This is a genomic window from Erwinia piriflorinigrans CFBP 5888 (assembly GCF_001050515.1).
In the GTDB taxonomy this organism is placed as follows: Bacteria; Pseudomonadota; Gammaproteobacteria; order Enterobacterales; family Enterobacteriaceae; genus Erwinia; species Erwinia piriflorinigrans.
The window spans coordinates 21244-45455 of the sequence record NZ_CAHS01000017.1 but is presented as its reverse complement, the minus strand read 5'-3'; the positions used below and the strand labels follow the sequence as shown (position 1 = coordinate 45455).

General features: G+C 53.4%; 22 protein-coding genes. 14 read left to right on the top strand and 8 right to left on the bottom strand.

The features are described from left to right. Positions 1-39 precede the first annotated feature (39 nt). On the bottom strand, positions 40-1320 hold the full coding sequence (hemL, locus tag EPIR_RS13290; RefSeq protein ID WP_023655956.1) for a glutamate-1-semialdehyde 2,1-aminomutase: 1281 nt from the start codon (positions 1318-1320) through the stop codon (positions 40-42). 266 nt (positions 1321-1586) lie between these two features. Here hemL and erpA point away from each other — a divergent pair, with 266 nt between their 5' ends. Further along, positions 1587-1931 (top strand): iron-sulfur cluster insertion protein ErpA, encoded by a 345-nt coding sequence (erpA, locus tag EPIR_RS13285; protein WP_012440628.1) that lies wholly within the window; start codon positions 1587-1589, stop codon positions 1929-1931. Positions 1932-2030: 99 nt separating this feature from the next. Here the strand turns inward: erpA and EPIR_RS13280 are convergent, their stop codons facing one another. Both EPIR_RS13280 and mtnN read right to left on the bottom strand, forming a co-directional pair. Then, positions 2031-2285: a hypothetical protein gene (locus EPIR_RS13280; RefSeq protein WP_023655955.1), complete on the bottom strand. Its 255-nt coding sequence runs from the start codon at positions 2283-2285 to the stop codon at positions 2031-2033. Between the two features lie 315 nt (positions 2286-2600). Further along, positions 2601-3299 (bottom strand): 5'-methylthioadenosine/S-adenosylhomocysteine nucleosidase, encoded by a 699-nt coding sequence (gene mtnN, locus EPIR_RS13275; protein ID WP_048697611.1) that lies wholly within the window; start codon positions 3297-3299, stop codon positions 2601-2603. A gap of 119 nt (positions 3300-3418) precedes the next feature. On the opposite strand from mtnN, the gene dgt reads away from it, so the two are divergent. Together dgt and degP are read left to right on the top strand one after the other, a co-directional pair. Beyond that, positions 3419-4924: a dGTPase gene (dgt, locus tag EPIR_RS13270; protein WP_023655953.1), complete on the top strand. Its 1506-nt coding sequence runs from the start codon at positions 3419-3421 to the stop codon at positions 4922-4924. 147 nt (positions 4925-5071) lie between these two features. Beyond that, positions 5072-6523, top strand: coding sequence for a serine endoprotease DegP (degP, locus tag EPIR_RS13265; protein ID WP_048697608.1), 1452 nt, complete (start codon positions 5072-5074; stop codon positions 6521-6523). An 86-nt stretch (positions 6524-6609) separates the two neighbouring features. Here the strand turns inward: degP and EPIR_RS13260 are convergent, their stop codons facing one another. The 5 genes from EPIR_RS13260 to EPIR_RS18760 all read right to left on the bottom strand — a co-directional run bounded on the left by EPIR_RS13260 (position 6610) and on the right by EPIR_RS18760 (position 12030). Beyond that, positions 6610-7002, bottom strand: a complete 393-nt coding sequence (locus tag EPIR_RS13260) for a DUF3461 family protein (RefSeq protein ID WP_012440633.1) — start codon at positions 7000-7002, stop codon at positions 6610-6612. 343 nt (positions 7003-7345) lie between these two features. Continuing rightward, positions 7346-8170, bottom strand: coding sequence for a 2,3,4,5-tetrahydropyridine-2,6-dicarboxylate N-succinyltransferase (gene dapD / locus EPIR_RS13255; RefSeq protein ID WP_023655951.1), 825 nt, complete (start codon positions 8168-8170; stop codon positions 7346-7348). 92 nt (positions 8171-8262) lie between these two features. Further along, positions 8263-10920 carry a bifunctional uridylyltransferase/uridylyl-removing protein GlnD gene (gene glnD, locus EPIR_RS13250; RefSeq protein WP_023655950.1) on the bottom strand — a complete coding sequence of 886 codons (2658 nt, stop codon included), beginning with the start codon at positions 10918-10920 and terminating at the stop codon, positions 8263-8265. Between the two features lie 92 nt (positions 10921-11012). Further along, a complete protein-coding gene (map, locus tag EPIR_RS13245) occupies positions 11013-11807 on the bottom strand; it encodes a type I methionyl aminopeptidase (RefSeq protein ID WP_023655949.1) in 795 nt (264 codons plus the stop codon). Then, the gene (locus EPIR_RS18760; RefSeq protein WP_157037532.1) at positions 11782-12030 is read right to left on the bottom strand and encodes a hypothetical protein; all 249 of its coding nucleotides are present in this window, start codon (positions 12028-12030) and stop codon (positions 11782-11784) included. The genes map and EPIR_RS18760 overlap by 26 nt, the downstream gene beginning before the upstream one ends. Positions 12031-12163: 133 nt before the next feature. Between EPIR_RS18760 and rpsB the strand changes: the two genes are divergently transcribed. The 11 genes from rpsB to lpxD all read left to right on the top strand — a co-directional run bounded on the left by rpsB (position 12164) and on the right by lpxD (position 24133). Next, on the top strand, positions 12164-12889 hold the full coding sequence (rpsB, locus tag EPIR_RS13240) for a 30S ribosomal protein S2 (protein ID WP_023655948.1): 726 nt from the start codon (positions 12164-12166) through the stop codon (positions 12887-12889). Positions 12890-13090: 201 nt separating this feature from the next. Beyond that, entirely contained in the window at positions 13091-13942 is an 852-nt protein-coding gene (gene tsf, locus EPIR_RS13235) for a translation elongation factor Ts (protein WP_023655946.1), read from the top strand. Between the two features lie 154 nt (positions 13943-14096). Next, positions 14097-14822: a UMP kinase gene (gene pyrH / locus EPIR_RS13230; RefSeq protein ID WP_012440640.1), complete on the top strand. Its 726-nt coding sequence runs from the start codon at positions 14097-14099 to the stop codon at positions 14820-14822. 122 nt (positions 14823-14944) lie between these two features. After that, on the top strand, positions 14945-15502 hold the full coding sequence (gene frr, locus EPIR_RS13225) for a ribosome recycling factor (RefSeq protein ID WP_023655945.1): 558 nt from the start codon (positions 14945-14947) through the stop codon (positions 15500-15502). 148 nt (positions 15503-15650) lie between these two features. Beyond that, positions 15651-16865, top strand: coding sequence for a 1-deoxy-D-xylulose-5-phosphate reductoisomerase (gene ispC, locus EPIR_RS13220; RefSeq protein ID WP_023655944.1), 1215 nt, complete (start codon positions 15651-15653; stop codon positions 16863-16865). 168 nt (positions 16866-17033) lie between these two features. Then, a complete protein-coding gene (ispU, locus tag EPIR_RS13215) occupies positions 17034-17786 on the top strand; it encodes a (2E,6E)-farnesyl-diphosphate-specific ditrans,polycis-undecaprenyl-diphosphate synthase (RefSeq protein WP_023655943.1) in 753 nt (250 codons plus the stop codon). An 18-nt stretch (positions 17787-17804) separates the two neighbouring features. Then, positions 17805-18662: a phosphatidate cytidylyltransferase gene (gene cdsA, locus EPIR_RS13210; RefSeq protein WP_023655942.1), complete on the top strand. Its 858-nt coding sequence runs from the start codon at positions 17805-17807 to the stop codon at positions 18660-18662. A gap of 9 nt (positions 18663-18671) precedes the next feature. Next, positions 18672-20021: a sigma E protease regulator RseP gene (gene rseP, locus EPIR_RS13205; RefSeq protein WP_023655941.1), complete on the top strand. Its 1350-nt coding sequence runs from the start codon at positions 18672-18674 to the stop codon at positions 20019-20021. Positions 20022-20076: 55 nt separating this feature from the next. Then, positions 20077-22488, top strand: coding sequence for an outer membrane protein assembly factor BamA (gene bamA, locus EPIR_RS13200; protein ID WP_023655940.1), 2412 nt, complete (start codon positions 20077-20079; stop codon positions 22486-22488). A 121-nt stretch (positions 22489-22609) separates the two neighbouring features. Next, positions 22610-23107, top strand: coding sequence for a molecular chaperone Skp (skp, locus tag EPIR_RS13195; RefSeq protein WP_023655939.1), 498 nt, complete (start codon positions 22610-22612; stop codon positions 23105-23107). 3 nt (positions 23108-23110) lie between these two features. Next, positions 23111-24133 carry a UDP-3-O-(3-hydroxymyristoyl)glucosamine N-acyltransferase gene (lpxD, locus tag EPIR_RS13190; protein WP_023655938.1) on the top strand — a complete coding sequence of 341 codons (1023 nt, stop codon included), beginning with the start codon at positions 23111-23113 and terminating at the stop codon, positions 24131-24133. Positions 24134-24212: the final 79 nt, after the last annotated feature.

Sequence of the window (24212 nt, the reverse complement as noted above, 5' to 3'; positions counted from 1 at the left end):
AGCGGGGCGAAACGGCCTGTTGCCGCCCGCCCCGTGAGATTACAGTTTGGTAAAGCTGCGGCGGGCAGCGTCAATAGTGTGCTGAATATCCGCCGGGCTATGTGCCAGCGACATAAAGCCAGCTTCAAACGCCGAGGGTGCGAGGTAAACGCCTTCTGCCAGCATCAGATGGAAGAAACGTTTAAAGCGCTCGACGTCACAGCGGGTGACGTCTGCATAGCTGGTCACGCTTTTTGCTTCGGTGAAGAACAGTCCGAACATGCCGCCAACGTGGTTGACCACCAGCGGGATGTTTTCTGCTTTCGCTGCCGCTAACAGGCCATCAGCCAGCTGGTTGGTGAGTTCGGTCAGGGTAGCGTGCGTACCGGGCTGGGAGACTTCGGTCAGACAGGCAAAGCCCGCTGCCATCGCAATCGGGTTCCCCGACAGCGTTCCGGCCTGATACACCGGGCCACCGGGAGCCAGGGCTTCCATCACTTCGCGACGACCACCAAATGCCCCCACTGGCATCCCACCGCCGATGATTTTGCCGAGGCAGGTCAGATCCGGTTCGACGCCGTAATGGGCCTGAGCGCCAGCCAGCGCCACGCGGAAGCCGGTCATCACTTCATCGATAATCAGCAGCGCGCCAAATTCATCGCACAGCGCGCGAAGCCCCGGCAGGAAGTCCGGCAGCGGGAGCACGCAGTTCATATTCCCGGCCACCGGCTCAACGATAATGCAGGCGATCTCCTGCGGATATTGCTCAAAAGCGGCACGCACCGAAGTGAGGTCATTAAAGGTACAGGTCAGCGTATGTTTGGCGAAATCCGCCGGTACACCGGGAGAGTTCGGCTGGCCGAGGGTTAACGCGCCGGAACCGGCTTTCACCAGCAGGCAGTCGGCATGGCCGTGATAGCAGCCTTCGAACTTGATGATTTTGTCGCGGTGCGTGAAGCCACGCGCCAGGCGGATGGCGCTCATGGTGGCTTCGGTGCCGGAGTTCACCATGCGCACCATATCCATCGTTGGCACCAGTTCGGTGACCAGCGCCGCCATTTTGACTTCCATCTCGGTCGGTGCGCCAAAGCTGAGACCGCGTTCGGCCGCCTCGATCACCGCATTGCGAATGGCCGGATGGTTATGGCCCAGCACCATTGGCCCCCATGAGCCGACGTAGTCAAGATAGGCTTTACCGTCTGCGTCATACAGATAAGCCCCGTTGGCACGCTCGATAAACAGCGGCACGCCGCCCACGCCGTTAAAGGCTCGCACCGGCGAGTTGACGCCGCCGGGGATTAACTGCTGCGCCTGAGCGTACAGGTTTTCAGACTTACTCATGGAACCGCTCCTGAAATTCGTGATAAAAACGTACCTATTCTAAGGGAACTTCACCGCCCGGCGAAAGGCCACCGGCGTTTCAGGCACGATTTGGTCGCAATTATTTCGCCACGAAGGAAGTGTCATGCTGTGCTATGGTCTTATCTGGCAGGCGCACTCGGGGTGGCAAGGCTTGATTGCTGTACCTGGCTATAAGATAATGGGTGCAATTATGGTCGAATAATGACCTGTCAGGCACCCGGCCTGTACGAATACTGGAGTTTGCAATGACTGACGATGTAGCACTGCCTCTGCAATTTACTGATGCTGCGGCCAGTAAAGTTAAGAATCTGATTTCCGACGAGAATAATCCCGACCTGAAGCTGCGTGTCTATATTACCGGCGGCGGCTGTAGCGGTTTTCAGTATGGGTTTACCTTTGACGATAAGGTTAACGAAGGTGATATGACCATTGAAAAATCGGGCGTGGCGCTGGTGGTGGACCCCATGAGCCTGCAATATCTGGTGGGCGGTTCGGTTGATTATACGGAAGGGTTGGAGGGCTCACGTTTTATCGTGACGAATCCGAATGCCAAAACCACCTGTGGGTGTGGCTCTTCGTTCAGCATTTGAGTGCGTCAGCGTTCACTCTTTATGGGCTTGTAGGACGAGTACGGCATAATGTTAATTGAAAAAAGGCTTCCTGATCGTGATGAACCAGGAAGCCTTTTTTTACCATTCTACGGTGACTAAGTTATTTTCTCGGCCGGTTTTTGCATCGCGCATCAGCAGGCTTTTCGTGACTTTAGGCTGTACTTGAGAGCCGTTTGCACAGGGAATGGTGGTCGCGCCCTGGGCAGGCAAATTATTCCCGTTAATGCTGCACTGTGAGTAGATAACAACTTTCACGCCAATGCTGCCAGACATTGAACCTGCAAAAGCATTACTCGTCATCATCAGCCCAAGGGCCAGATAAACATTTTTCATGCGGGGAGTTCCTGGTGTTTATAGTAAAAAAGCCTGAGCTTTGTATTTAATTGCGCGTTATGCTGCGCCTGGTTAAGTTAACGACTATTTATGGTGAACCTTTAATCACTTCGAAGGTGATTTTTTGCGCGTCAGACGGTCCGGAACATTGTAGCGGCCGTACATTTTTTGCGCAGCTCGCATCATACTGGTTTCGAAGAAGATGAGCCAGTCCTGCCTGATAAGTTTTGGTGGTAATTTGAGCAATTTTATCGGGGAGTGCGCTTCCAGCCGTGGCGGCGAAAGCCAGCCACGGTAGTCACGGGGGTAGGGCGTTTAGCCCTGTGCCAGATGGGTTAGCAGGTTTTCTACCAACAGGGACGACTGCTTAGCCGCCACCGCCAGGAACTCATCAAAGCTGAGATGCGACTCCTTGTCCGCCACGTCTGAGATAGCACGCACCACGACAAAAGGCGTACCGAACTGGTGGCAGACATGACCAATGGCGGTTGCTTCCATTTCAACCGCAATCGCCTGCGGGAAGGTGTGGCGAATGCGTGCCAGCGGTGCCGCGCCGTTGATAAAGGCATCGCCACTGACTACCAGGCCGCGCACCGCGTGCAGGCCCAGCTGGTGAATACACTGCTCCACTGCGGTAATCAGCTTCTCGTCGGCTTTGAACGCCGCCGGGCAGCCTGCCATCTGGCCCGCTTCATAACCAAATGCGGTGACGTCGGCATCGTGATAGCGTACTTCGTCCGACACCACAATGTCGCCTACCTTCAACGTTGCCGCCAGCCCGCCCGCTGAACCGGTGTTGATCACCACATCCGGCTTGCACAGCTCCAGCAGCAGAGTGGTGCCCAGCGCCGCAGACACTTTGCCGATGCCCGATTTCAGCAGGGCAACTTCCACGCCATTCAAGGTGCCGGTATAAATTTCGCAGCCTGCCAGCGTCAGAGTTTGACGGTTTTCAATCTTGTCACGCAGCAGCGTCACTTCCTGTTCCATTGCGCCAATAATGCCTGCTTTCATAGGGATACTCTCTGAATTAGTGGAATTTGCCATTCATTTCGGCGCATAGTCTATCATGGCAACCTGACAGAGATCTGCTCTGCGGCCATCGGCGCGCCTCAAATGAAAGGGAGTAAGGTATGACCGCGATCGACTTTCGCAACAAAATTAACTGGCAGCGTTGCTATCGGCCTGACCAGGGGCCGAAAGATGAGCATGAAATTTTGCGTATCTTCGAGAGCGATCGTGGCCGCATCATCAATTCGGCGGCCATCCGCCGCCTCCAGCAGAAAACCCAGGTTTTCCCGCTGGAGCGCAATGCGGCGGTGCGTACCCGGCTGACTCATTCGCTGGAGGTGCAGCAGGTCGGGCGCTATATTGCCAAAGAAGTGCTGACGCGTTTGCAGGAGACAGGGCAACTGGAAACCCTCGGACTGGCGCAGCTTACCGGCCCGTTTGAAAGTATCGTCGAAATGGCCTGTTTGATGCACGATATTGGCAATCCCCCGTTTGGTCATTTTGGTGAGTCGGCGATCAATGACTGGTTCTGCCAGCAGCTGGACGCGGGTTGGCTGCCGGAAAGCGGACGTGAAGACCGCTGCGTCACACGGGTTCTGCACCATCAGCATGATGAAATGGACGTATTGCGCGCGAAGGTGCGGCAGGATTTAGCGCACTTCGAAGGGAATGCCCAGGCGATCCGCATGGTGCACACGCTGATGAAAATGAATCTGACCTGGGCACAGGTCGGCTGTATTCTGAAATATACCCGTCCCGCCTGGCTGACCGATCCCCTCCCCGCCAGCCATAACTATTTAATGAAAAAGCCAGGGTTCTACCTCGCAGAAGAAGAATATATCGCTAAACTGCGGGAGCAATTAGATATTCAGCCGCACTGCCGTTTCCCGTTGACCTATATTATGGAGGCCGCCGACGATATCTCGTATTGCGTAGCTGACCTGGAAGATGCGGTGGAGAAAAATATGTTCAACGTTGAACAGCTCTATCACTATCTTTATCAGATTTGGCCCCGTCACCAGCCGGGAGACCTGTTTGCCACCGTGGTGACCAGCGCGCTGGATAAATCACGCAGTGAGCAGACGCATTGCTACAGTGAAGACCAGTTCTTTATGTATTTACGCGTCAACACCGTGGCACAACTGGTACCGCATGCCGCCAGTCGTTTTATTGATAATTTGCCTGCCGTTTATCGCGGGGACTTTAACGAAGCGCTGCTGGAAGATGGCAGCCCCCACAGCCAGCTGCTGGATATTTTCAAAAAAGTCGCTTTCCGGCATGTATTTAACCATCCTGACGTCGAACAGCTGGAATTACAGGGTTATCGGGTGATCCGTGGTCTGTTAGATATTTATCGTCCGTTATTACTCTTGACGCGTGAAGAGTTCAGTGAACTGACTGAAAAGGATTATTTAAAAGGCTATCCCATTGAAACACGACTTTTTCATAAACTCTCCAGCCGTTTTCGTCTGGCTTACAGCGAAGCCGTGAAGCAATTGGATAAAAGTCCACAGGAAGAGGAAATCTGGGAATATTATTATCGCGTACGCCTGTTGCAGGATTACATTAGCGGTATGACAGATTTGTATGCCTGGGATGAGTATCGGCGCCTGATGGCGGTTGAGTAAGGGGTGAAGCGCTAACTTTTGTAAAGAAGAACAATATTTTTTTACTTATTCTTCATCTTGAAACATGAACTTAGCGCGTATATATCAATCTCATTATGCATAACCGACCTGATGGTTACTTCATCTAATTACTCGAGAATCCGCCTAATGAAAAAGAATACGTTAGTATTGAGTGCGCTGGCTTTAAGCCTGGGTCTGGCGTTAAACCCTTTAACGTCCATCGCGGCTGAAACCGCCTCTTCCTCTCCCGCGACGACGCAACAATTACCCAGTCTGGCTCCGATGCTGGAAACGGTGATGCCTTCAGTGGTCAGTATCAACGTTGAGGGCGCCACGCCGCGTAAATCGCAGCAGTCGCAACAGTTCCAGCAGTTCCAACAGTTCTTTGGTGGTAATTCACCGTTCTGCCAGGAAGGCTCACCCTTCTTCGGCTCCCCGCTGTGCCAGGGCGGCTTGCCCGGCGGTAACGATGGCGCAGACAGCCCGCAGCAGAAATTCCGTGCGCTGGGTTCCGGCGTGGTGATTGACGCGACGAAGGGCTATGTGGTGACGAACAACCACGTTGTTGATAATGCGACAAAAATCCAGGTTCAGCTGAGCGACGGCCGTAAATATGATGCGAAAGTCATCGGTAAAGATCCCCGTTCCGATATCGCGTTGATTCAGCTGATCGATGCCAAGAATCTGACCGCCATCAAGATAGCCGACTCCGATAATCTGCGGGTAGGGGATTATACCGTCGCGATCGGTAATCCTTACGGTCTTGGCGAAACCGTGACTTCAGGTATTGTCTCTGCCCTGGGGCGCAGTGGCCTGAATGTGGAAAACTATGAAAACTTTATCCAGACTGACGCCGCGATTAACCGTGGTAACTCTGGCGGTGCGCTGGTCAACCTGAACGGTGAACTGATCGGCATCAATACCGCGATCCTGGCACCGGACGGCGGGAATATCGGTATTGGCTTCGCCATTCCGTCGAACATGGTGAAAAACCTGAGCGCTCAGATGGTTGAGTACGGCCAGGTCAAACGCGGGGAGCTGGGCATCATCGGCACCGAACTGAACTCCGAGCTGGCGAAAGCGATGAAAGTTGATGCGCAGCGCGGTGCGTTTGTCAGCCAGGTGTTGCCTAAGTCTTCAGCGGCCCAGGCCGGCATTCAGGCGGGTGACGTGATCGTCTCAATCAATAACAAGCCGATCTCCAGCTTTGCTGCCCTGCGTGCTCAGGTGGGTTCGCTGCCGGTAGGTACCAAAATGGAGCTGGGCCTGATCCGCGACGGTAAGCCGATTACGGTTAATCTGGCGCTGCAACAGAGCAGCGCGGCGAAGGTCGATTCCGCCACCATCTATACCGGTATCGAAGGGGCCGACCTCAGCAATTACGATGTCAAAGGGGTGAAGGGCGTTAAGGTTGACGACCTGAAACCGGGCTCTGCCGCCGCGCGCATCGGCCTGAGGAAAGATGATATTATTCTTGGGGTTAACCAGCAGCCGGTGGTTAATCTGGGTGAACTGCGAAAAATTCTCGACAGTAAACCGTCGGTACTGGCACTGAGTATCAAGCGCGGGGACAGCTCGATCTATCTGCTGACGCAGTAATCGTCGCGGCTAAAAATTCGTTATGTGTTGGTTATAGATGACAGATAACAAAACGGTGCCGCCTGGCACCGTTTTTTTGGTCTGAATTAACGCCCGTTGCGGGTCAGTTTTTCCAGATCGGATTCAATTTCTGTGATCTTGTTGGATACCACGCTTTCCAGATGACGCAAGTCATCCAGTATTTTGCGCTTCAGATCGACTTCGATGCGATCCTGCTGACAAATCTGATCAAGTTCATCAATCACATAGCGCAGGTTAGGGCTGATTTCCTGCACCTCTTTGTAGCCCTGACTGGCGTTATCCGCTACCACGGTTTTACGCTGGCGTGGGTATTTGAACTTCACGCTTTTGGCAAAAAATTCGCCTTTATCCTTGCGGAAATAGATTTTCAGGATGTCATTGTTGGCTTCCTGACGCAGGCTGTAGCGGTCAATGTCCTCTGGTGAAGCAATGCCCAATCCTTTCAAATTGTCATACATGGTTGTGATCCTTATGCGGGAGATTGTCTTTTCGGCTGCGCGTCGCAAATACGGGTTTGTGCAGCGGGCTGTCCATACGTACCTGTCTGGACGTTCCGGCTGATGTGCGCTGTACACCCTCTCTTTGCTCAGTCCGCTCGTCCCGTACTCTGGTGAGTATATGTGCAAAATGAAGAAAATGAATCGGGGGAAGAGCGTCATTGCGCTGAACGGCGCGGATTATGGCTCAAATTGTGCTCAATAGCATCACTTGCTGCGCGGTATGGAAAAGGTTGCTATCTGCGGGTTTGTAAAGTTAACGTTACGGGAGAGTGCGGGCCGCCACAGCAGCCCGCAGACGAGATTAGTCGATAGTGCGCAGCAGTTCGTTGATGCCGGTTTTGCCCAAGGTTTTAGCGTCCACTTTTTTCACGATCACGGCGCAGTACAGGCTGTAGCTGCCGTCTTTTGACGGCAGGTTGCCGGACACCACGACCGAACCCGCCGGAACGCGGCCGTAATGCACTTCGCCGGTTTCGCGATCGTAGATTTTAGTGCTCTGACCGATATAGACGCCCATGGAGATCACTGAACCTTCTTCCACGATGACGCCTTCTACGATTTCAGAGCGTGCGCCGATAAAGCAGTTATCTTCAATAATGGTGGGATTCGCCTGTAATGGCTCCAGCACGCCACCAATGCCGACGCCGCCTGACAGGTGTACGTTCTTACCAATCTGCGCACAGGAACCCACGGTGGCCCAGGTATCGACCATTGAACCTTCATCGACGTAAGCGCCAATGTTGACATAAGAGGGCATCAGTACGGTATTGCGGGCAATAAACGATCCCTGACGCACTGCTGCTGGTGGCACCACACGGAAGCCTTCTTTTTTGAAGCGTGCTTCATCGTAGTCGGCAAATTTCATCGGTACCTTGTCGTAAAAACGACTCTCTGCACCCTCAATTACCTGATTGTCATTGATGCGGAAAGAGAGCAGAACCGCTTTCTTCAGCCACTGGTGGGTGATCCACTGACCGTCGATCTTCTCGGCGACGCGCAGAGCGCCGCTGTCCAGCAGGGCGATAGCCTGACTGACCGCTTCACGGGTCGCCGTATCGGCGTTGGCCGGGGTAATATCAGCCCGGCGCTCGAAGGCCGCTTCAATAACATTCTGTAACTGTTGCATAGTTAGTCTCTTCCTGGTTTTTGCCAACCGCTGTTGAAAAAACGTTCCCACCGGAGCGGGAGCGGGGTGGCGCTGTTAAAAATTGAATCGGGTCACACTTTATCGTTTGGATTCAGGGCCTCTGTCAACCGTTGTTGCAGTACTTCGCGCAATTCTGTGTTTAGCGCGTGCCGTTCGCTGTCGGCGAGAATAAACAAGTCCTCGACACGTTCGCCGATGGTGCTGATGCGTGCGCCATGCAGTGACACGCCTAAATCGGCGAAGACTTCACCCACGCGAGCCAGTAAACCGGGGCGATCGAGCGCCACAAGCTCCAGATAGGTCCGCCTGTCGGTGTGGGTGGGGAGAAAGTTCACCGAGGTTTCCACGTTAAAGTGCTTGAGACGTGCAGACTGACGGCGGTTGCGCAGGGGCTGCCAGTTGGGCTGAAAAATGACCTGCTCCAGCGCCTGGCGGGTTATCTCATGGCGATCGGTCGCCAGCGGGCTGCCGTCTGGTTCCAGTACGATAAAGGTGTCCATTGCCATACCATCGCGGCTGGTAAAAATCTGCGCGTCATGAACACTGAGGTTACGCCGCTCCAGCTCTCCGGCGACGGCGGCAAACAGATACGGCCTGTCCGGACTCCAGATAAAAATTTCGGTGCCGCCGCGCGTTGCCTGCGGACTGACAAGGATCAGCGGCTTGCTAAGATCGTGAACCACCAGATGGCGAGCATGCCAGGCGAGTTGGTTAGGCGTGTGGCGCAGGAAATAGTCGGCGCGGCAGCGCCCCCAGATTTGGTGCAGCGCCTCTTCATCGATATTATCCATCCGCAGCAATGCCAGCGCCTGTAGGCGATGATGGCGCACACGCTCACGCAGATCCGGGCTGTTTTCCATACCACGGCGCAGCTGTTTCTCGGTGGCAAAGAATAGCTCCCGTAACAGACTCTGTTTCCAGCTATTCCACAGGGTCTCATTGGTTGCGCAAATATCCGCCACCGTCAGGCAGACCAGATGGCGCAGGCGGTTCTCATTTTGCATCACTTCGGCGAACTGCTGGATTTCGCCGGGGTCCTGGATATCGCGGCGCTGCGCGGTCACCGACATCAGCAGATGGTGGCGCACCAGCCAGGCAACCAGCTGCGTTTCGCGCGAATTCAGGCCGTGCATGTCGGCAAATTCAAGTGCGTCCTGTGCGCCGAGGATTGAGTGATCGCCTCCGCGTCCTTTGGCGATGTCATGGAACAGTGCTGCCATCAGCAGCAGCTCCGGCTGGGGCAGGCGTGGCCACAGCTCTACGCAAAGAGGGTGACGTGGACGCACGCTTTCATCGGCGAAGCTTTCCAGCTTCTGCAATACGCGGATAGTGTGTTCATCCACGGTATAAGCATGGAACAGGTCAAACTGCATCTGGCCGACGATACTGCTCCATTGCGGCATATAGGCCGAAAGCACGCTGTGCCGGTGCATGGGCACCAGCGCCTGACTGACGGCTCTCGGATGACGCAGAATCGCCATAAACAGCTTGCGAGCTTCAGGAATCGTACACAACGGCTGTTTCAGATGGCGGCGTGCATGGCGCAGATGGCGCAGGGTGGTGGAGTAGATACCGGTGATATTCGGCGTGCGCGCCATAGCATAAAACATCCGCATGATCGCTTCCGGCTGGCGGACAAATAGCGTTGCGTCTTGCAGGTCGATCAGCGTGCCGCGTAGCTGAAATTCGTCATCCAGCGGACGCGGCTTCTCGTCAGCGCCAAGTGCCAGAATCGCCTCGTCAAACAGCTGTAACAGCATCTGATTCAGTTCGCCAACGCGGTGCGTCACGCGGAAGAAATCCTTCATCATGCGTTCCACCGGCTCATTCCCCTCGCCCTGATAGTTCAGGCGCTGAGCAACGCTGAGCTGTCGGTCGAACAGCAGGCGGTTGTCATAACGGGTCAGGGAGAGATGGAGCGCAAAACGGATGCGCCACAGGAAGCTCTGGCACTCGTTCAGCTCGTTGCGTTCCGCTTCAGTGAGAAAACCAAAGCCGACCATCTCGGTCATCGAGGTCGCACCGAAGTGGCGACGGGCGACCCAAAGCAGAGTGTGGATATCGCGCAGGCCGCCGGGGCTGCTTTTAATATCTGGCTCCAGATTGTAGCTGGTGCCGTGGTAACGCTGGTGACGCTCCTGCTGTTCAGCGATTTTCGCCGAGAAAAAGCGGTCAGATGGCCAGAATCCGTCGCTAAATACGTTTTTCTGCATTTCGAGGAACAGCGCCAAATCGCCGGTCAGCATACGTGACTCGACCAAATTAGTGGCAACGGTGAGGTCGGAAAGCCCTTCAAGCAGGCACTCTTCCAGAGTACGCACGCTATGGCCCACCTCCAGCTTTAAATCCCACATCAACGTCAACAGTTCACCGGCTCGCTGGGCGTCACTGTCGGAAAGGGGCTGGCGGCTGAGGATCAAAATATCAATGTCGGACAGCGGATGCAGTTCACCACGACCGTAGCCGCCGACCGCCACCAGGGCTATGCCCTCTTTTTCAGGAAAGGCAAAAAAACGCCACAGGCGGCGCAGCAGTCGGTCAATAAACAGAGTACGCGCAGCGATCAGGCTTTCCGCATCCTGTCCGGCGTCAAAGGCGGTGGCGAGATGCTGCTGGAAAGTATCAAGATGATGCCGCAGCGTATCGCGGTTCAACTCCGCATCTTCCCAGCGTCGCGGGGCTTTGGTGAGTTTCTTCAGGATGCTGACTTCCGTCACTTCTTTATTCATTTCACCGCTCCGAAGAGATAAAAAAAGCCGGCGGCGGCCGGCTTAAGATTGCTGAACATGTCACGCGGCCCTGTCTGGCCACCTGCGGGATGTTAGCTTTCGTGCGTCAGAACCGCCGGGATGGTGTCATCTTTACGCAGTGTCATGATTTCACAGCCGTTTTCAGTCACCACAATCGTGTGTTCATACTGTGCAGACAGGCTACGATCTTTGGTTTTTACCGTCCAGCCATCTTTCATGCTGCGGATGCGGTAGTCGCCTGCATTGACCATAGGTTCAATGGTAAATGCCATGCCCGGCTGTAACACCACGCCGCCATCATCAGCATCGTAGTGCAGTACCTGAGGTTCTTCATGGAAGCCCTTGCCAATGCCGTGGCCGCAGTACTCGCGCACTACCGAGAAGTCCTGGGCTTCGACAAACTTCTGGATCTCGCGGCCGAGGGTGCGCAGGCGGATGCCTGGCTTCACCATGCGCAACGCGAGATACAGGCTTTCTTGCGTGACACGGCACAGGCGCTCGCCCTGAATAGTCGGCTTGCCGACGATAAACATGGTGGAGGTGTCGCCATGATATTCATCTTTAATGACCGTGACGTCGATGTTGACGATATCACCATCCTTGAGAATTTTATCGTCGCTCGGGATGCCGTGGCACACCACCTCGTTGACTGAAATGCACACGGATTTAGGGAAGCCGTGATAGCCGAGGCAGGCGGAAACTGCGTGCTGCTTGTTGACAATATGATCGTCACAAAGGCGGTCCAGTTCAGCGGTGCTGACGCCGGGAACCACGTGTTCTGCAATCATTTCCAGAACTTCTGCGGCCAGGCGACCGGCCACACGCATTTTTTCGATCTCTTCAGGGGTTTTTATTGAAATTGCCATTCATTTGGTCCGCATTTGTCGTCATTTTCGACAATAATAATGAGAGTAGGGCAATGGTAGCAGCCCACCAGGACGCTGCCAATTGGAGTTTGATCTCTGAGCTGCCCGGCACGAAACGACGGACGGCAAAAGCAACAACAGTTGGCTTCAATGTCGACTTTGTGGTATAAAGCGCGCCGACGATTCTTTGTACGTTGAATTTCATTGTTGCAAAGAAACGCATAAATCTCACTATGTGTAAATAACACACACGTATCGACACCTACGCCGGGGTGCCTTGCTGGTTCGAGAGAACCGATGGGTCGGTTGTATGGGATACGTGGAGGCTTAACCCCAAACTATTTATAGAGGTAATCATGGCAACTGTTTCCATGCGCGACATGCTCCAGGCCGGTGTTCACTTTGGTCACCAGACTCGTTACTGGAACCCGAAAATGAAGCCATTCATCTTCGGTGCTCGTAACAAAGTTCACATCATCAACCTTGAGAAAACTGTACCAATGTTCAACGAAGCCCTGGCTGAGCTGAGCAAGATCTCTTCCCGTAAAGGTAAGATCCTGTTTGTTGGTACTAAGCGCGCTGCAAGCGAAGCGGTAAAAGAGCAAGCTCTGAGCTGCGACCAGTTCTTCGTTAACCACCGCTGGTTGGGTGGCATGCTGACTAACTGGAAAACCGTTCGTCAGTCAATCAAACGTCTGAAAGATCTGGAAATTCAGTCTCAGGATGGCACTTTCGACAAACTGACTAAGAAAGAAGCACTGATGCGCGCTCGTGAACTGGCCAAGCTGGAAAACAGCCTGGGTGGTATCAAAGACATGGGCGGCCTGCCAGATGCACTGTTTGTTGTCGATGCCGATCACGAACACATCGCTATCAAAGAAGCAAACAACCTGGGTATCCCAGTGTTTTCTATCGTTGATACCAACTCTGATCCAGACGGCGTTGACTTCATTATCCCAGGTAATGACGATGCGATCCGTGCTGTTAACCTGTACCTGACCGCAGTGGCTACCACTGTACGTGAAGGTCGTTCACAGGATCTGGCTCAGCAGGCTGAAGAAACCTTCGCTGAAGCTGAGTAATAAGGCTTGCTCTGTTAAAGAGCCCCTTATCAATCAGATATCAATCTGTAACGAAGGGGCCTGAATTGGCCCCTTTATTTTTTTGACTTCGCTTTGCCGGTTGTCACAATCGGCGGGGCAGAATGTTTCTCCCGAGACCAGCATTTGTGGTGAAGGCCTGCGGGCATTGCTGACAGATGCAAGCTAACCGAGGATTAGAGAATGGCTGACATTACCGCTGCTCTGGTAAAAGAACTGCGTGAGCGTACTGGCGCAGGCATGATGGATTGTAAGAAAGCACTGACCGAAGCCAATGGCGACATCGAGCTGGCAATCGAGAACATGCGTAAATCTGGCGCGATCAAAGCGGCGAAAAAAGCAGGCAACGTTGCTGCTGACGGCGTGATCAAAACCCGTATCGAAGGCCACTACGGCGTGATTCTGGAAGTGAACTGCCAGACTGACTTCGTGGCGAAAGATGCCGGTTTCCAGGCGTTCGCTGATAAAGTGCTGGATGCGGCTTTTGCCGGTAAAATCACTGATGTTGACGTGCTGAAAGCGCAGTTCGAAGAAGAGCGCGTTGCGCTGGTAGCGAAAATTGGTGAGAACATCAACATTCGCCGCGTGGCTTCCCTGGAAGGCGACGTGCTGGGCAGCTACCTGCACGGCGCGCGTATCGGCGTTCTGATCTCCGCGACTGCGGCAGATGAAGAGCTGGTTAAGCAGCTGGCTATGCACGTAGCAGCAAGCAAGCCAGAATTCGTTAAGCCAGAAGACGTGTCTGCTGAAGTGGTAGACAAAGAGTACCAGGTTCAGCTGGACATCGCCATGCAGTCCGGCAAGCCAAAAGAAATCGCTGAGAAAATGGTTGAAGGCCGCATGAAGAAATTCACCGGCGAAGTCTCTCTGACCGGTCAGCCTTTCGTCATCGACCCAAGCAAGACCGTGGGCCAGCTGCTGAAAGAGAAAAACGCAGACGTGACTAGCTTCATCCGCTTTGAAGTGGGCGAAGGCATTGAGAAAGCTGAGACAGATTTCGCGGCAGAAGTCGCGGCCATGTCTAAGCAGTCTTAATGGTCTGACAAGAACCGCCAAACGGCGGTTCTTTTTTGCCTGCTTCCGGCAGCGCATTTTCAGTCTCATCCCAATAGTATTTCTTTGTTGCTTTTAGGATGATACCGCACGCAGTTAACACCCCTTTTCGACGATATCTTCCAGGAAAATAACCATGGCGACCAATGCAAAACCCGTATATCAACGTATCCTGCTGAAACTAAGCGGTGAAGCACTGCAAGGTGCTGAAGGCTTCGGTATCGATGCCAGCGTGCTGGATCGTATGGCTCAGGAAGTGAAAGAGCTGGTAGAGCTGGGCATTCAGGTGGGTGTGGTGATCGGTGGTGGTAATCTGTTCCGTGGCGCTGGTCTCGCGCAGGCTGGTATGAATCGCGTTGTCGGTGACCATATGGGGATGCTGGCAACGGTGATGAACGGTCTGGCCATGCGTGATGCGCTGCATCGTGCCTATGTCAACGCCCGCCTGATGTCCGCTATCCCACTTAACGGCGTTTGCGACAACTACAGCTGGGCAGAGGCGATCAGCCTGCTGCGTAATAACCGCGTCGTTATTTTTTCTGCCGGTACCGGCAACCCGTTCTTTACCACTGACTCCGCAGCCTGCCTGCGCGGCATCGAAATCGAAGCCGACGTGGTACTGAAGGCCACCAAAGTAGACGGCGTCTACTCTGCCGATCCGGTGAGCAACCCGGATGCTGTCCTGCACGAGCGTCTGACCTACGCCGAAGTGCTGGATAAAGAGTTAAAAGTGATGGATCTGGCGGCATTTACTCTGGCCCGCGACCATTCACTGCCTATCCGTGTGTTCAATATGAACAAGCCAGGCGCACTGCGCCGCGTGGTGATGGGCGAAAAAGAAGGCACGCTGATCGCGCATTAATATCAGTCTGCGGTTAGAATAAGGTATATTCTGCCTGTCAGAATTATCTAAGAGTAATGGGCATTTGAACGGCTTCTGCCCGGCAGAGGCTGGTGGATCAAACAGAATCCAAGGGTTTTAACGTGATTAACGACATCAAAAAAGATGCAGAAACGCGCATGGAAAAATGCGTAGAAGCATTCAAAAACCACATCAGCAAGATTCGTACTGGCCGTGCCTCGCCGAGTATTCTCGACGGTATCATGGTTGATTACTACGGTTCTCCTACGCCACTGCGCCAGCTGGCCAGCGTCACCGTAGAAGACTCGCGCACGCTGAAAATCAACGTTTTCGATCGCTCAATCGGTGCTGCCGTTGAGAAAGCGATTATGACATCTGACCTCGGACTGAACCCAAGTTCAGCAGGTAGCGATATTCGTGTCCCGCTGCCAGCGTTGACCGAAGAACGTCGTAAAGATCTGATTAAAGTGGTGCGCGGCGAAGCTGAGCAGGGTCGTGTTTCCGTGCGTAACGTACGCCGTGATGCTAACGATAAGCTGAAAGCACTGCTGAAAGATAAAGAGATCGGTGAAGACGACGACCGTCGCGCACAGGAAGATGTGCAGAAAATGACCGATACCTTTATTAAAAAAGTGGATGCCTCCCTGGCAGATAAAGAAACGGAGCTGATGGACTTCTGAGTTCGTCACTCTCCGCTTAAACGCCGTACAGACTACCGTTCAGATGAAGGGCAGTCTGGCGGCGTTTTGCATTTGTTAACTTGCCCGGCAGCTACCCGTCACGCTTGATGAGCGGTGGTTGTGCCGGGTCATCATACTGAGCAAACGCATGAAGCAACTGACCATCCTCGGTTCGACGGGATCTATCGGCACCAGCACGCTGGCCGTGATACGCGCCAACCCGCAGCGCTTTGCCGTCAAGGCATTGGTTGCCGGGCGCAACGTTGAACTGATGACCGGGCAATGCCTGGAGTTCCGTCCGGCATATGCCGCGATGTCGGATAAGCGCGCTGCGGAGGAACTGCGGCTACGTCTTAAAGAGCTCAATGTTGCCACCGAGGTGCTGAGCGGTGAGCAGGCAGCCTGCGATCTGGCGGCACTGGATGACGTCGACCAGGTGATGGCGGCAATCGTCGGCGCGGCGGGATTATTGCCTACCCTGGCGGCTATTCGCGCTGGAAAGCAGGTGCTGCTGGCGAATAAAGAATCACTGGTTACCTGCGGCCGTCTTTTTCTCGAGGCGGTAAGCGCTTCTAAAGCCCAGTTGTTACCAATAGACAGCGAACATAACGCGATTTTTCAGAGTTTGCCTGCTTCCCTCCAGCAGCAGTTAGGGTACGCTTCTCTGGAGAAAAATGGCATTGAAAGCATTATTCTCACCGGATCTGGTGGCCCTTTTCGTGACACGCCGTTGGTGGAATTGCCTCATATGACGCCAGACCAGGCGTGTGCGCATCCGAATTGGTCGATGGGACGTAAAATTTCTGTCGATTCGGCCACCATGATGAATAAAGGCCTGGAATATATCGAAGCCCGCTGGTTGTTTAATGCCACCGATGCGCAGATGGAAGTGATTCTGCATCCGCAGTCTGTGATCCATTCAATGGTTCGCTACCGTGATGGCAGTGTGATTGCCCAGCTTGGTTCGCCGGATATGCGTACGCCAATTGCTCATGCTATGGCTTGGCCAGAACGAGTGAATTCAGGTGCACAACCACTTGATTTTACACGTATGTCGGCGATGACCTTCGCTGAACCTGACTACGCACGTTATCCTTGCCTCAAGTTGGCGATTGATGCCAGTAAAGCAGGACAAGCCGCCACAACCACGTTGAATGCGGCGAATGAAATTGCGGTAGCCGCGTTTCTGGCGTCAAAAATCCGCTTTACTGACATCGCCGCGTTAAATATTGCGGTGCTTGAGAGCTTGTCCTGCCAGGAGCCGCAGAGCGTCGATGCGGTGATTGCCATTGACTGCGAAGCTCGGGCAGCGGCGCAATCCTTACTGCCGCGCTTTGCGGCCGCTCGTGTCAGCGTGAATTAACACGCCGCCATTTGTGAGCGCTGAACGGAGGTGGTATAGTCTTGCCCCACCGTACGGGTAATGGCGTGGTTAGGCGGAGTCAACCCGCGCAATGACGGCCTTTTTGCGCCGGGCGGGTGATATATTTCAGAAGCTGTTGAATTCTGAACCAAGGAATTATTACGCGTTATGTCGTCCGAAAATCAATTACAAACCGATGACCCGCAGGGGACAGGCCCCCGCCATGTGGCCATCATTATGGATGGCAACGGCCGCTGGGCAAAAAACCAGGGCAAGCTGCGCATTTCTGGTCATAAAGCGGGAGTGAAATCGGTTCGCCGTGCCGTCAGTTTCGCGGTCAGCCGCAAGCTGGATGCGCTCACGCTTTATGCCTTCAGCAGTGAAAATTGGAATCGTCCACAGCAGGAAGTGTTGGCGCTGATGGAGCTGTTTGTCTGGGCACTCGACAGCGAAGTGAAGAGTTTGCATAAGCATAATGTCCGGCTGAAAATTATCGGCGATATCAGTCGATTCAATAACCGGCTACAAGAGCGCATTCGCCGTGCTGAAGAGCTGACGCAACAAAATAATGGACTGACGCTCAACATTGCTGCGAATTATGGCGGACGTTGGGATATTATCCACGGGGTTAGAAAAATTGCAGAGCAGGTGCAGGGAGGGCTTCTTCGTCCGGAACAAATCGAAGAAGAGACCCTGGGGACGCACCTCTGCCTGAATGATATGGCACCTGTAGATCTCGTAATAAGGACCGGGGGAGAGCATCGCATCAGTAACTTCCTGCTGTGGCAAGTGGCCTATGCAGAGTTCTGGTTCACCGATACTCTTTGGCCTGATTTTGATGAACAAGTTTTTGAAGGTGCACTGAATGCGTTTGCACAACGAGAGCGTCGCTTTGGCGGTGCAACACCCGGTAGCGCATAAGCGCTCTGGGGGTAATATTTGTTAAAGTCACGCCTGATTACCGCGTTTATTTTGATTCCCATCGTCATTGCAGCGCTGTTTTTGCTGCCGCCGTTAGGGTTTGCCATCACTATTTTAGTCATCAGCATGCTGGCCGCATGGGAATGGGGGCAGCTGGCAGGTTTTGCTGCCCGTTCGCAGCGCGTTTGGCTGGCGCTTCTCTGTGGTCTGCTATTGGCATTTATGCTTTTCACACTGCCGGCCTACCAGCATTCGGTACATCTTCCACAGATAAGCGACTCACTGTGGGTGGCCCTTGGCTGGTGGATGGTTGCGCTGCTTCTGGTGTTGTTCTATCCCTCTTCGGCCTCATTTTGGCGCAATTCGCGTCCATTACGCGTGATTTTTGGTTTATTAACCATTGTGCCGTTCTTTTGGGGCATGCTCACGCTGCGACAGTATCACTATGAGTCAGACCATTTTGCTGGCGCCTGGTGGCTGCTCTACCTGATGTTTCTGGTCTGGGGAGCGGATTCCGGGGCCTATATGTTTGGCAAACTGTTTGGAAAACATAAGCTGGCTCCCAAAGTCTCCCCGGGAAAAACCTGGGAAGGTTTCGCCGGAGGGCTACTGACTTCAGCACTAATTTGCTGGCTGTTCAGCGAATTTGCGCCACTGCATGTCCCGCTCACCACCCTGCTGATTTGTTCGATTGCTGCCGCACTGGCGTCCGTTCTGGGTGATTTAACGGAAAGTATGTTCAAACGCGAGGCGGGTATTAAGGACAGCGGTAACCTGATCCCCGGGCACGGCGGTATTCTTGACCGCATTGACAGTTTGACTGCGGCAGTACCGGTATTTGCCTGTCTGTTATTGCTGGTCTTTGGAACATTGTAGGGAAACACAATGCTGAGTGTACTCTGGAGTTTTGCTGCTTTTATCGTTGCACTGGGAATTTTAATTACCGTGCATGAGTTCGGCCATTTCTGGGTGGCTCGGCGCTGCGGTGTCAAGGTCGAGCGCTTCTCAATTGGCTTTGGTAAAGCACTTTGGCGGCGCTTTGACAAGCAGGGTACCGAATACGTTATCGCCCTGATCCCGCTAGGCGGCTACGTCAAGATGCTGGATGAGCGCGTTGCCAGCGTGCCACCTGAAGTCCGCCATCAGGCATTCAATAACAAAACCGTGCTGCAACGTGCGGCTATCGTGAGCGCCGGCCCGGCGGCTAATTTCCTCTTTGCTATCTTCGCTTACTGGCTGGTGTTTATCATCGGCGTGCCCGGCGTTCGTCCTGTCACTGGTGAAATAATAAGCGGTTCGCCCGCAGCAGAGGCACAAATTGCCCCCGGTATGGAACTTAAAGCCGTTGACGGTATCGAAACGCCTGACTGGGATGCTGTGCGCATGGCGCTGGTGGCAAGAATCGGGGATGATGATACCCGTATTTCTCTTGCACCTTTTGGCACCGAGCAGACCAGTGAAAAGACCCTAAATCTGCGCCACTGGCAGTTTGAGCCAGATAAGCAGGATCCGGTGACATCCTTGGGCATTCAGCCCCGTGGGCCGCGCATCGAATCGGTGTTGGCTGAGGTACAAAAGAACTCCGCCGCAAGTCGGGCGGGTTTGCAAGCTGGCGATAGGATCGTTAAAGTCGGTGGTCAGCCTTTGAACCAGTGGCAGAGTTTTGTCACTACGGTGCGCGATAATCCGGAAAAAAAGATTGCTATCGAGGTGGAGCGTGCAGGCAGTATGGTGCAGTTGACGCTGACGCCAGAAGCCAATCCTCGTAACAAGGCTGAAGGGTTTGCCGGGGTGATACCACGTATTATCCCACTGCCTGATGAATACAAAACGGTGCGCCAGTATGGACCGTTTGCCGCAATCGGTGAAGCCAGCGCGAAAACCTGGCAACTGATGAAGCTGACGGTGAATATGTTGGGCAAACTGATTGTCGGCGATGTGAAGCTGAACAATCTTAGCGGGCCGATTTCGATCGCGCAGGGTGCTGGGATGTCAGCGGAATATGGTTTGATTTACTATCTGATGTTTCTCGCTCTGATTAGCGTGAACCTCGGTATTATCAATCTGTTCCCACTGCCGGTGTTAGATGGTGGGCATCTGCTTTTCTTGCTGATTGAAAAAATCAAAGGAAAGCCGTTGTCCGAGCGAGTTCAGGACTTCAGTTATCGCATCGGCTCAATTGTGCTGGTGCTGTTAATGGGGCTTGCGCTATTCAATGATTTCTCACGTTTTTGATTTGCCAACAGGCAATGGATTCATGAGAACCAGCTAGGAAGAATGCATAACAACGATGGCGATGAAAAAGTTGCTCATAGCGTCGCTGCTGCTTAGCAGCGCTACCGTATACGGTGCAGATGGATTCGTAGTGAAGGACATTCATTTCGATGGCCTGCAGCGAGTCGCCGTCGGTGCGGCATTGCTCAGTATGCCCGTCCGTGTTGGAGATACCGTCTCCGATGAAGATCTCAGTAACACGATCCGTGCACTGTTTGCGACCGGGAATTTTGAAGACGTTCAGGTATTGCGAGATGGCAACACGCTGATTGTTCAGGTCAAAGAGCGCCCAACCATTGCCAGCATCACTTTTTCCGGCAATAAAGCGGTGAAAGAGGATATGCTGAAGCAGAACCTTGAAGCCTCTGGCGTGCGCGTAGGTGAAGCCCTGGATCGCACCACCGTCAGCACAATCGAGAAGGGGCTGGAAGACTTCTACTATAGCGTCGGCAAATACAGCGCCAGCGTGAAAGCGGTCGTCACGCCATTGCCTCGTAACCGTGTTGACCTGAAGCTGGTGTTTACCGAAGGTGTTTCTGCCAAAATCCAACAGATTAACGTGGTGGGCAACAAGGCTTTCAGCTCGGACGAACTGATCTCTCGCTTCCAGCTACGTGATGAAGTGCCGTGGTGGAACCTGGTTGGCGATCGTAAATATCAGAAGCAGAAACTGGCCGGTGACCTTGAAACCTTGCGCAGCTTCTATCTGGATCGCGGCTATGCTCGTTTCAATATTGATTCGACTCAGGTTAGCCTGACGCCGGATAAAAAAGGCATTTACATCACCGTTAACATTACTGAAGGCGAGCAGTATAAGCTTTCAGGCGTTGCGGTAAGCGGCAACCTGGCCGGACACTCCGCTGAAATTGAAGGGCTGAGCAAAGTGAAGCCCGGTGAGTTGTATAACGGAGCGAAAGTCACCCGTACGGAAGACGACATCAAGAAACTGCTGGGCCGTTACGGCTATGCCTATCCGCGCGTGCAGACTCAGACTGAAATTGATGATGCCAACAAAACCGTTAAGCTGCATATCAACGTGGATGCAGGTAACCGCTACTATGTGCGTAAAGTCCGCTTTGAGGGGAACGATACCTCGAAAGACGCCGTGTTGCGCCGCGAAATGCGTCAGATGGAAGGTGCCTGGTTAGGTAGCGACCTGGTTGAGCAGGGCAAAGATCGTCTGAACCGTCTGGGTTACTTTGAAACGGTAGATACCGATACCCTGCGTGTGCCTGGTTCACCCGACCAGGTTGACGTGGTGTATAAAGTCAAAGAACGTAACACCGGTACGCTGAACTTCGGCGTCGGTTACGGTACGGAGAGCGGCGTCAGCTTCCAGGCGGGAATTACCCAAGAGAACTGGCTTGGTACCGGTAATACCGTTGGCATTAGCGGTACGAAAAACGATTACCAGACCTATGCGGAATTCTCACTGACCGACCCTTACTTCACGGTTGATGGCGTCAGTCTCGGTGGACGTCTGTTCTATAACGACTTTAAGGCCGATGATGCCGACCTGTCAGACTATACCAACAAGAGTTATGGTCTCGACGGCACCCTGGGCTTCCCGGTCAACGAAAATAACACCTTGCGTGTGGGATTAGGCTATGTACATAACAGCCTGTCAAACATGCAGCCGCAGGTGGCGATGTGGCGTTATCTGCGTTCTGTCGGGAAGAATCCGTCACTTTCCACGGATGAAGACTTCTCGACGGACGACTTCACCTTTAACTATGGCTGGACGTATAACACGCTGGACCGTGGTTTCTTCCCTACGGCGGGTAACCGTACTAACCTGAATGGTAAGGTCACGATACCTGGCTCGGATAATGCGTTCTACAAAGCGACGCTGGATACGCAGCAGTATGTGCCGCTGGATCAGGATCATTCTTGGGTACTGTTAGGTCGTGGTCGCGTTGGTTATGGCGGTGGTTTGAGCGGTAAAGAGCTGCCGTTCTATGAGAACTTCTACGCCGGTGGTTCCAGTACCGTACGCGGCTTCCGCTCCAATACCATTGGTCCGAAAGCAGCCTACTACAACAATGGTTCTTCCAACTGTTCTGGCAGCGACGTCACTAAAATCTGTAGTTCTGACGATGCGGTTGGCGGTAACGCGATGGCTGTTGCCAGTGCCGAGCTGATCACGCCAACGCCGTTCCTCAGTGAGAAGTATGCCAATTCAGTGCGTACCTCCCTGTTTGTCGATGCGGGTACCGTCTGGGATACCAACTGGGACAATACCGCAGAGACCAGCAGTGCAGGTATTCCTGACTACAGCAGACCGGGCAACATCCGCATGTCTGCGGGCTTGGCCCTGCAATGGATGTCACCTCTTGGACCGCTGGTGTTCTCGTATGCCCAGCCGTTCAAAAAGTATGACGGAGATAAAGCCGAACAGTTCCAGTTTAACATTGGTAAAACTTGGTAATTCGGTTCTGCAAGGAAGCGGAGTAACAGAGTATCGCGCGATATATCGTGGCATTTAATAGGCCACGATAACGCGCAACCTATGTGTCCGTGACACAAACGTTGATGGTAAGGAGTTTATAGTGAAAAAGTTGTTGTGTGCCGCAGGTCTGAGTCTTGCACTGGCGGTTTCCGCTGGCGCTCAGGCTGCTGATAAAATTGCAGTGGTGAACGTTTCCAGCATTTTCCAACAGTTACCAGCGCGTGCGACCGTTGCGAAACAGCTGGAAAATGAATTCAAAGGGCGTGCAACTGAGCTTCAGGGTATGGAGCGCGATCTGCAAACAAAAATGCAGCGTCTGCAACGTGATGGCTCAACCATGAAAGCCAGCGAGCGCAGTCGTCAGGAAAAAGATGTAATGGCTCAGCGTGAAGCGTTCTCAACTAAAGCGCAGGCTTTCGAGCAGGATAATCGTCGTCGCCAGATGGAAGAGCGTAATAAAATCCTGAGCCGTATTCAGGACGCCGTGCAGAAAGTTGCCGATAGTGAAGGCTACGATGTGGTTGTCGATCAGAATGCGGTAGCTTACGTTGCTAAATCTAAAGACATCACTGCTGATGTTCTGAAACAGGTTAAATAAGTCATGTCTTCAATTCGACTGGCTGATTTAGCCCAGCAGTTGGATGCAGAATTGCACGGAGATGGCGATATCGCCATCTCCGGCATTGCTTCTATGCAATCCGCCCAACCTGGTCAGATAACTTTTCTTTCGAACAGCCGCTACCGCGAGCAGCTCGCTGCCTGTCAGGCTTCAGCCGTGGTGCTGACGGAAGCGGATCTGGAATTTTTCCCTGGCGCTGCGCTGGTGGTTAAAAACCCTTATCTGACCTATGCCCGTATGGCGCAGCTGCTGGACAGCACGCCGCAGCCAGCGACAAATATAGCTGCGAGTGCGGTTATTGATGCCACTGCCCGCCTGGGTAACAACATCTCGATTGGCGCTAACGCGGTGATTGAATCCGACGTGGTGCTCGGCGATAACGTGGTTATCGGCCCGGGTTGCTTTGTTGGTAAAAAGACCCATATCGGCGCAGGTAGCCGTCTTTGGGCTAACGTTTCTGTCTATCATGAAGTACAAATTGGTCGCGATTGCCTGATTCAATCGGGGACGGTGATTGGCGCTGATGGCTTCGGTTATGCCAACGATCGCGGCAATTGGGTGAAAATTCCGCAGTTGGGTACGGTAATTATTGGCGATCGCGTCGAAATTGGTGCCTGTACTACTATCGATCGCGGTGCACTTGATAACACCCAAATCGGTAATGGTGTTATCATAGATAACCAGTGCCAGATTGCACACAACGTGGTGATTGGCGACAATACTGCGGTGGCAGGTGGCGTTATCATGGCTGGAAGCCTCAAAATTGGCCGCTATTGTATGATTGGCGGTGCCAGCGTGATAAACGGTCATATGGAAATTTGTGACAAAGTGACCGTTACCGGGATGGGAATGGTGATGCGGCCGATTACCGAGCCAGGAGTTTACTCCTCCGGTATCCCGCTACAGCCCAACAAAACCTGGCGCAAAACTGCGGCACTGGTGCTGCACATTGATGAAATAAGCAAACGCTTAAAAAACATCGAGCGCAAAGTCATGCAAGACTAAGCGAGCATGCACCAACGCTGTCCGGCTTCATAAATAAAATCTACGAAGCAGGGAAAGCCTGGCGCACAGAAATGATTCG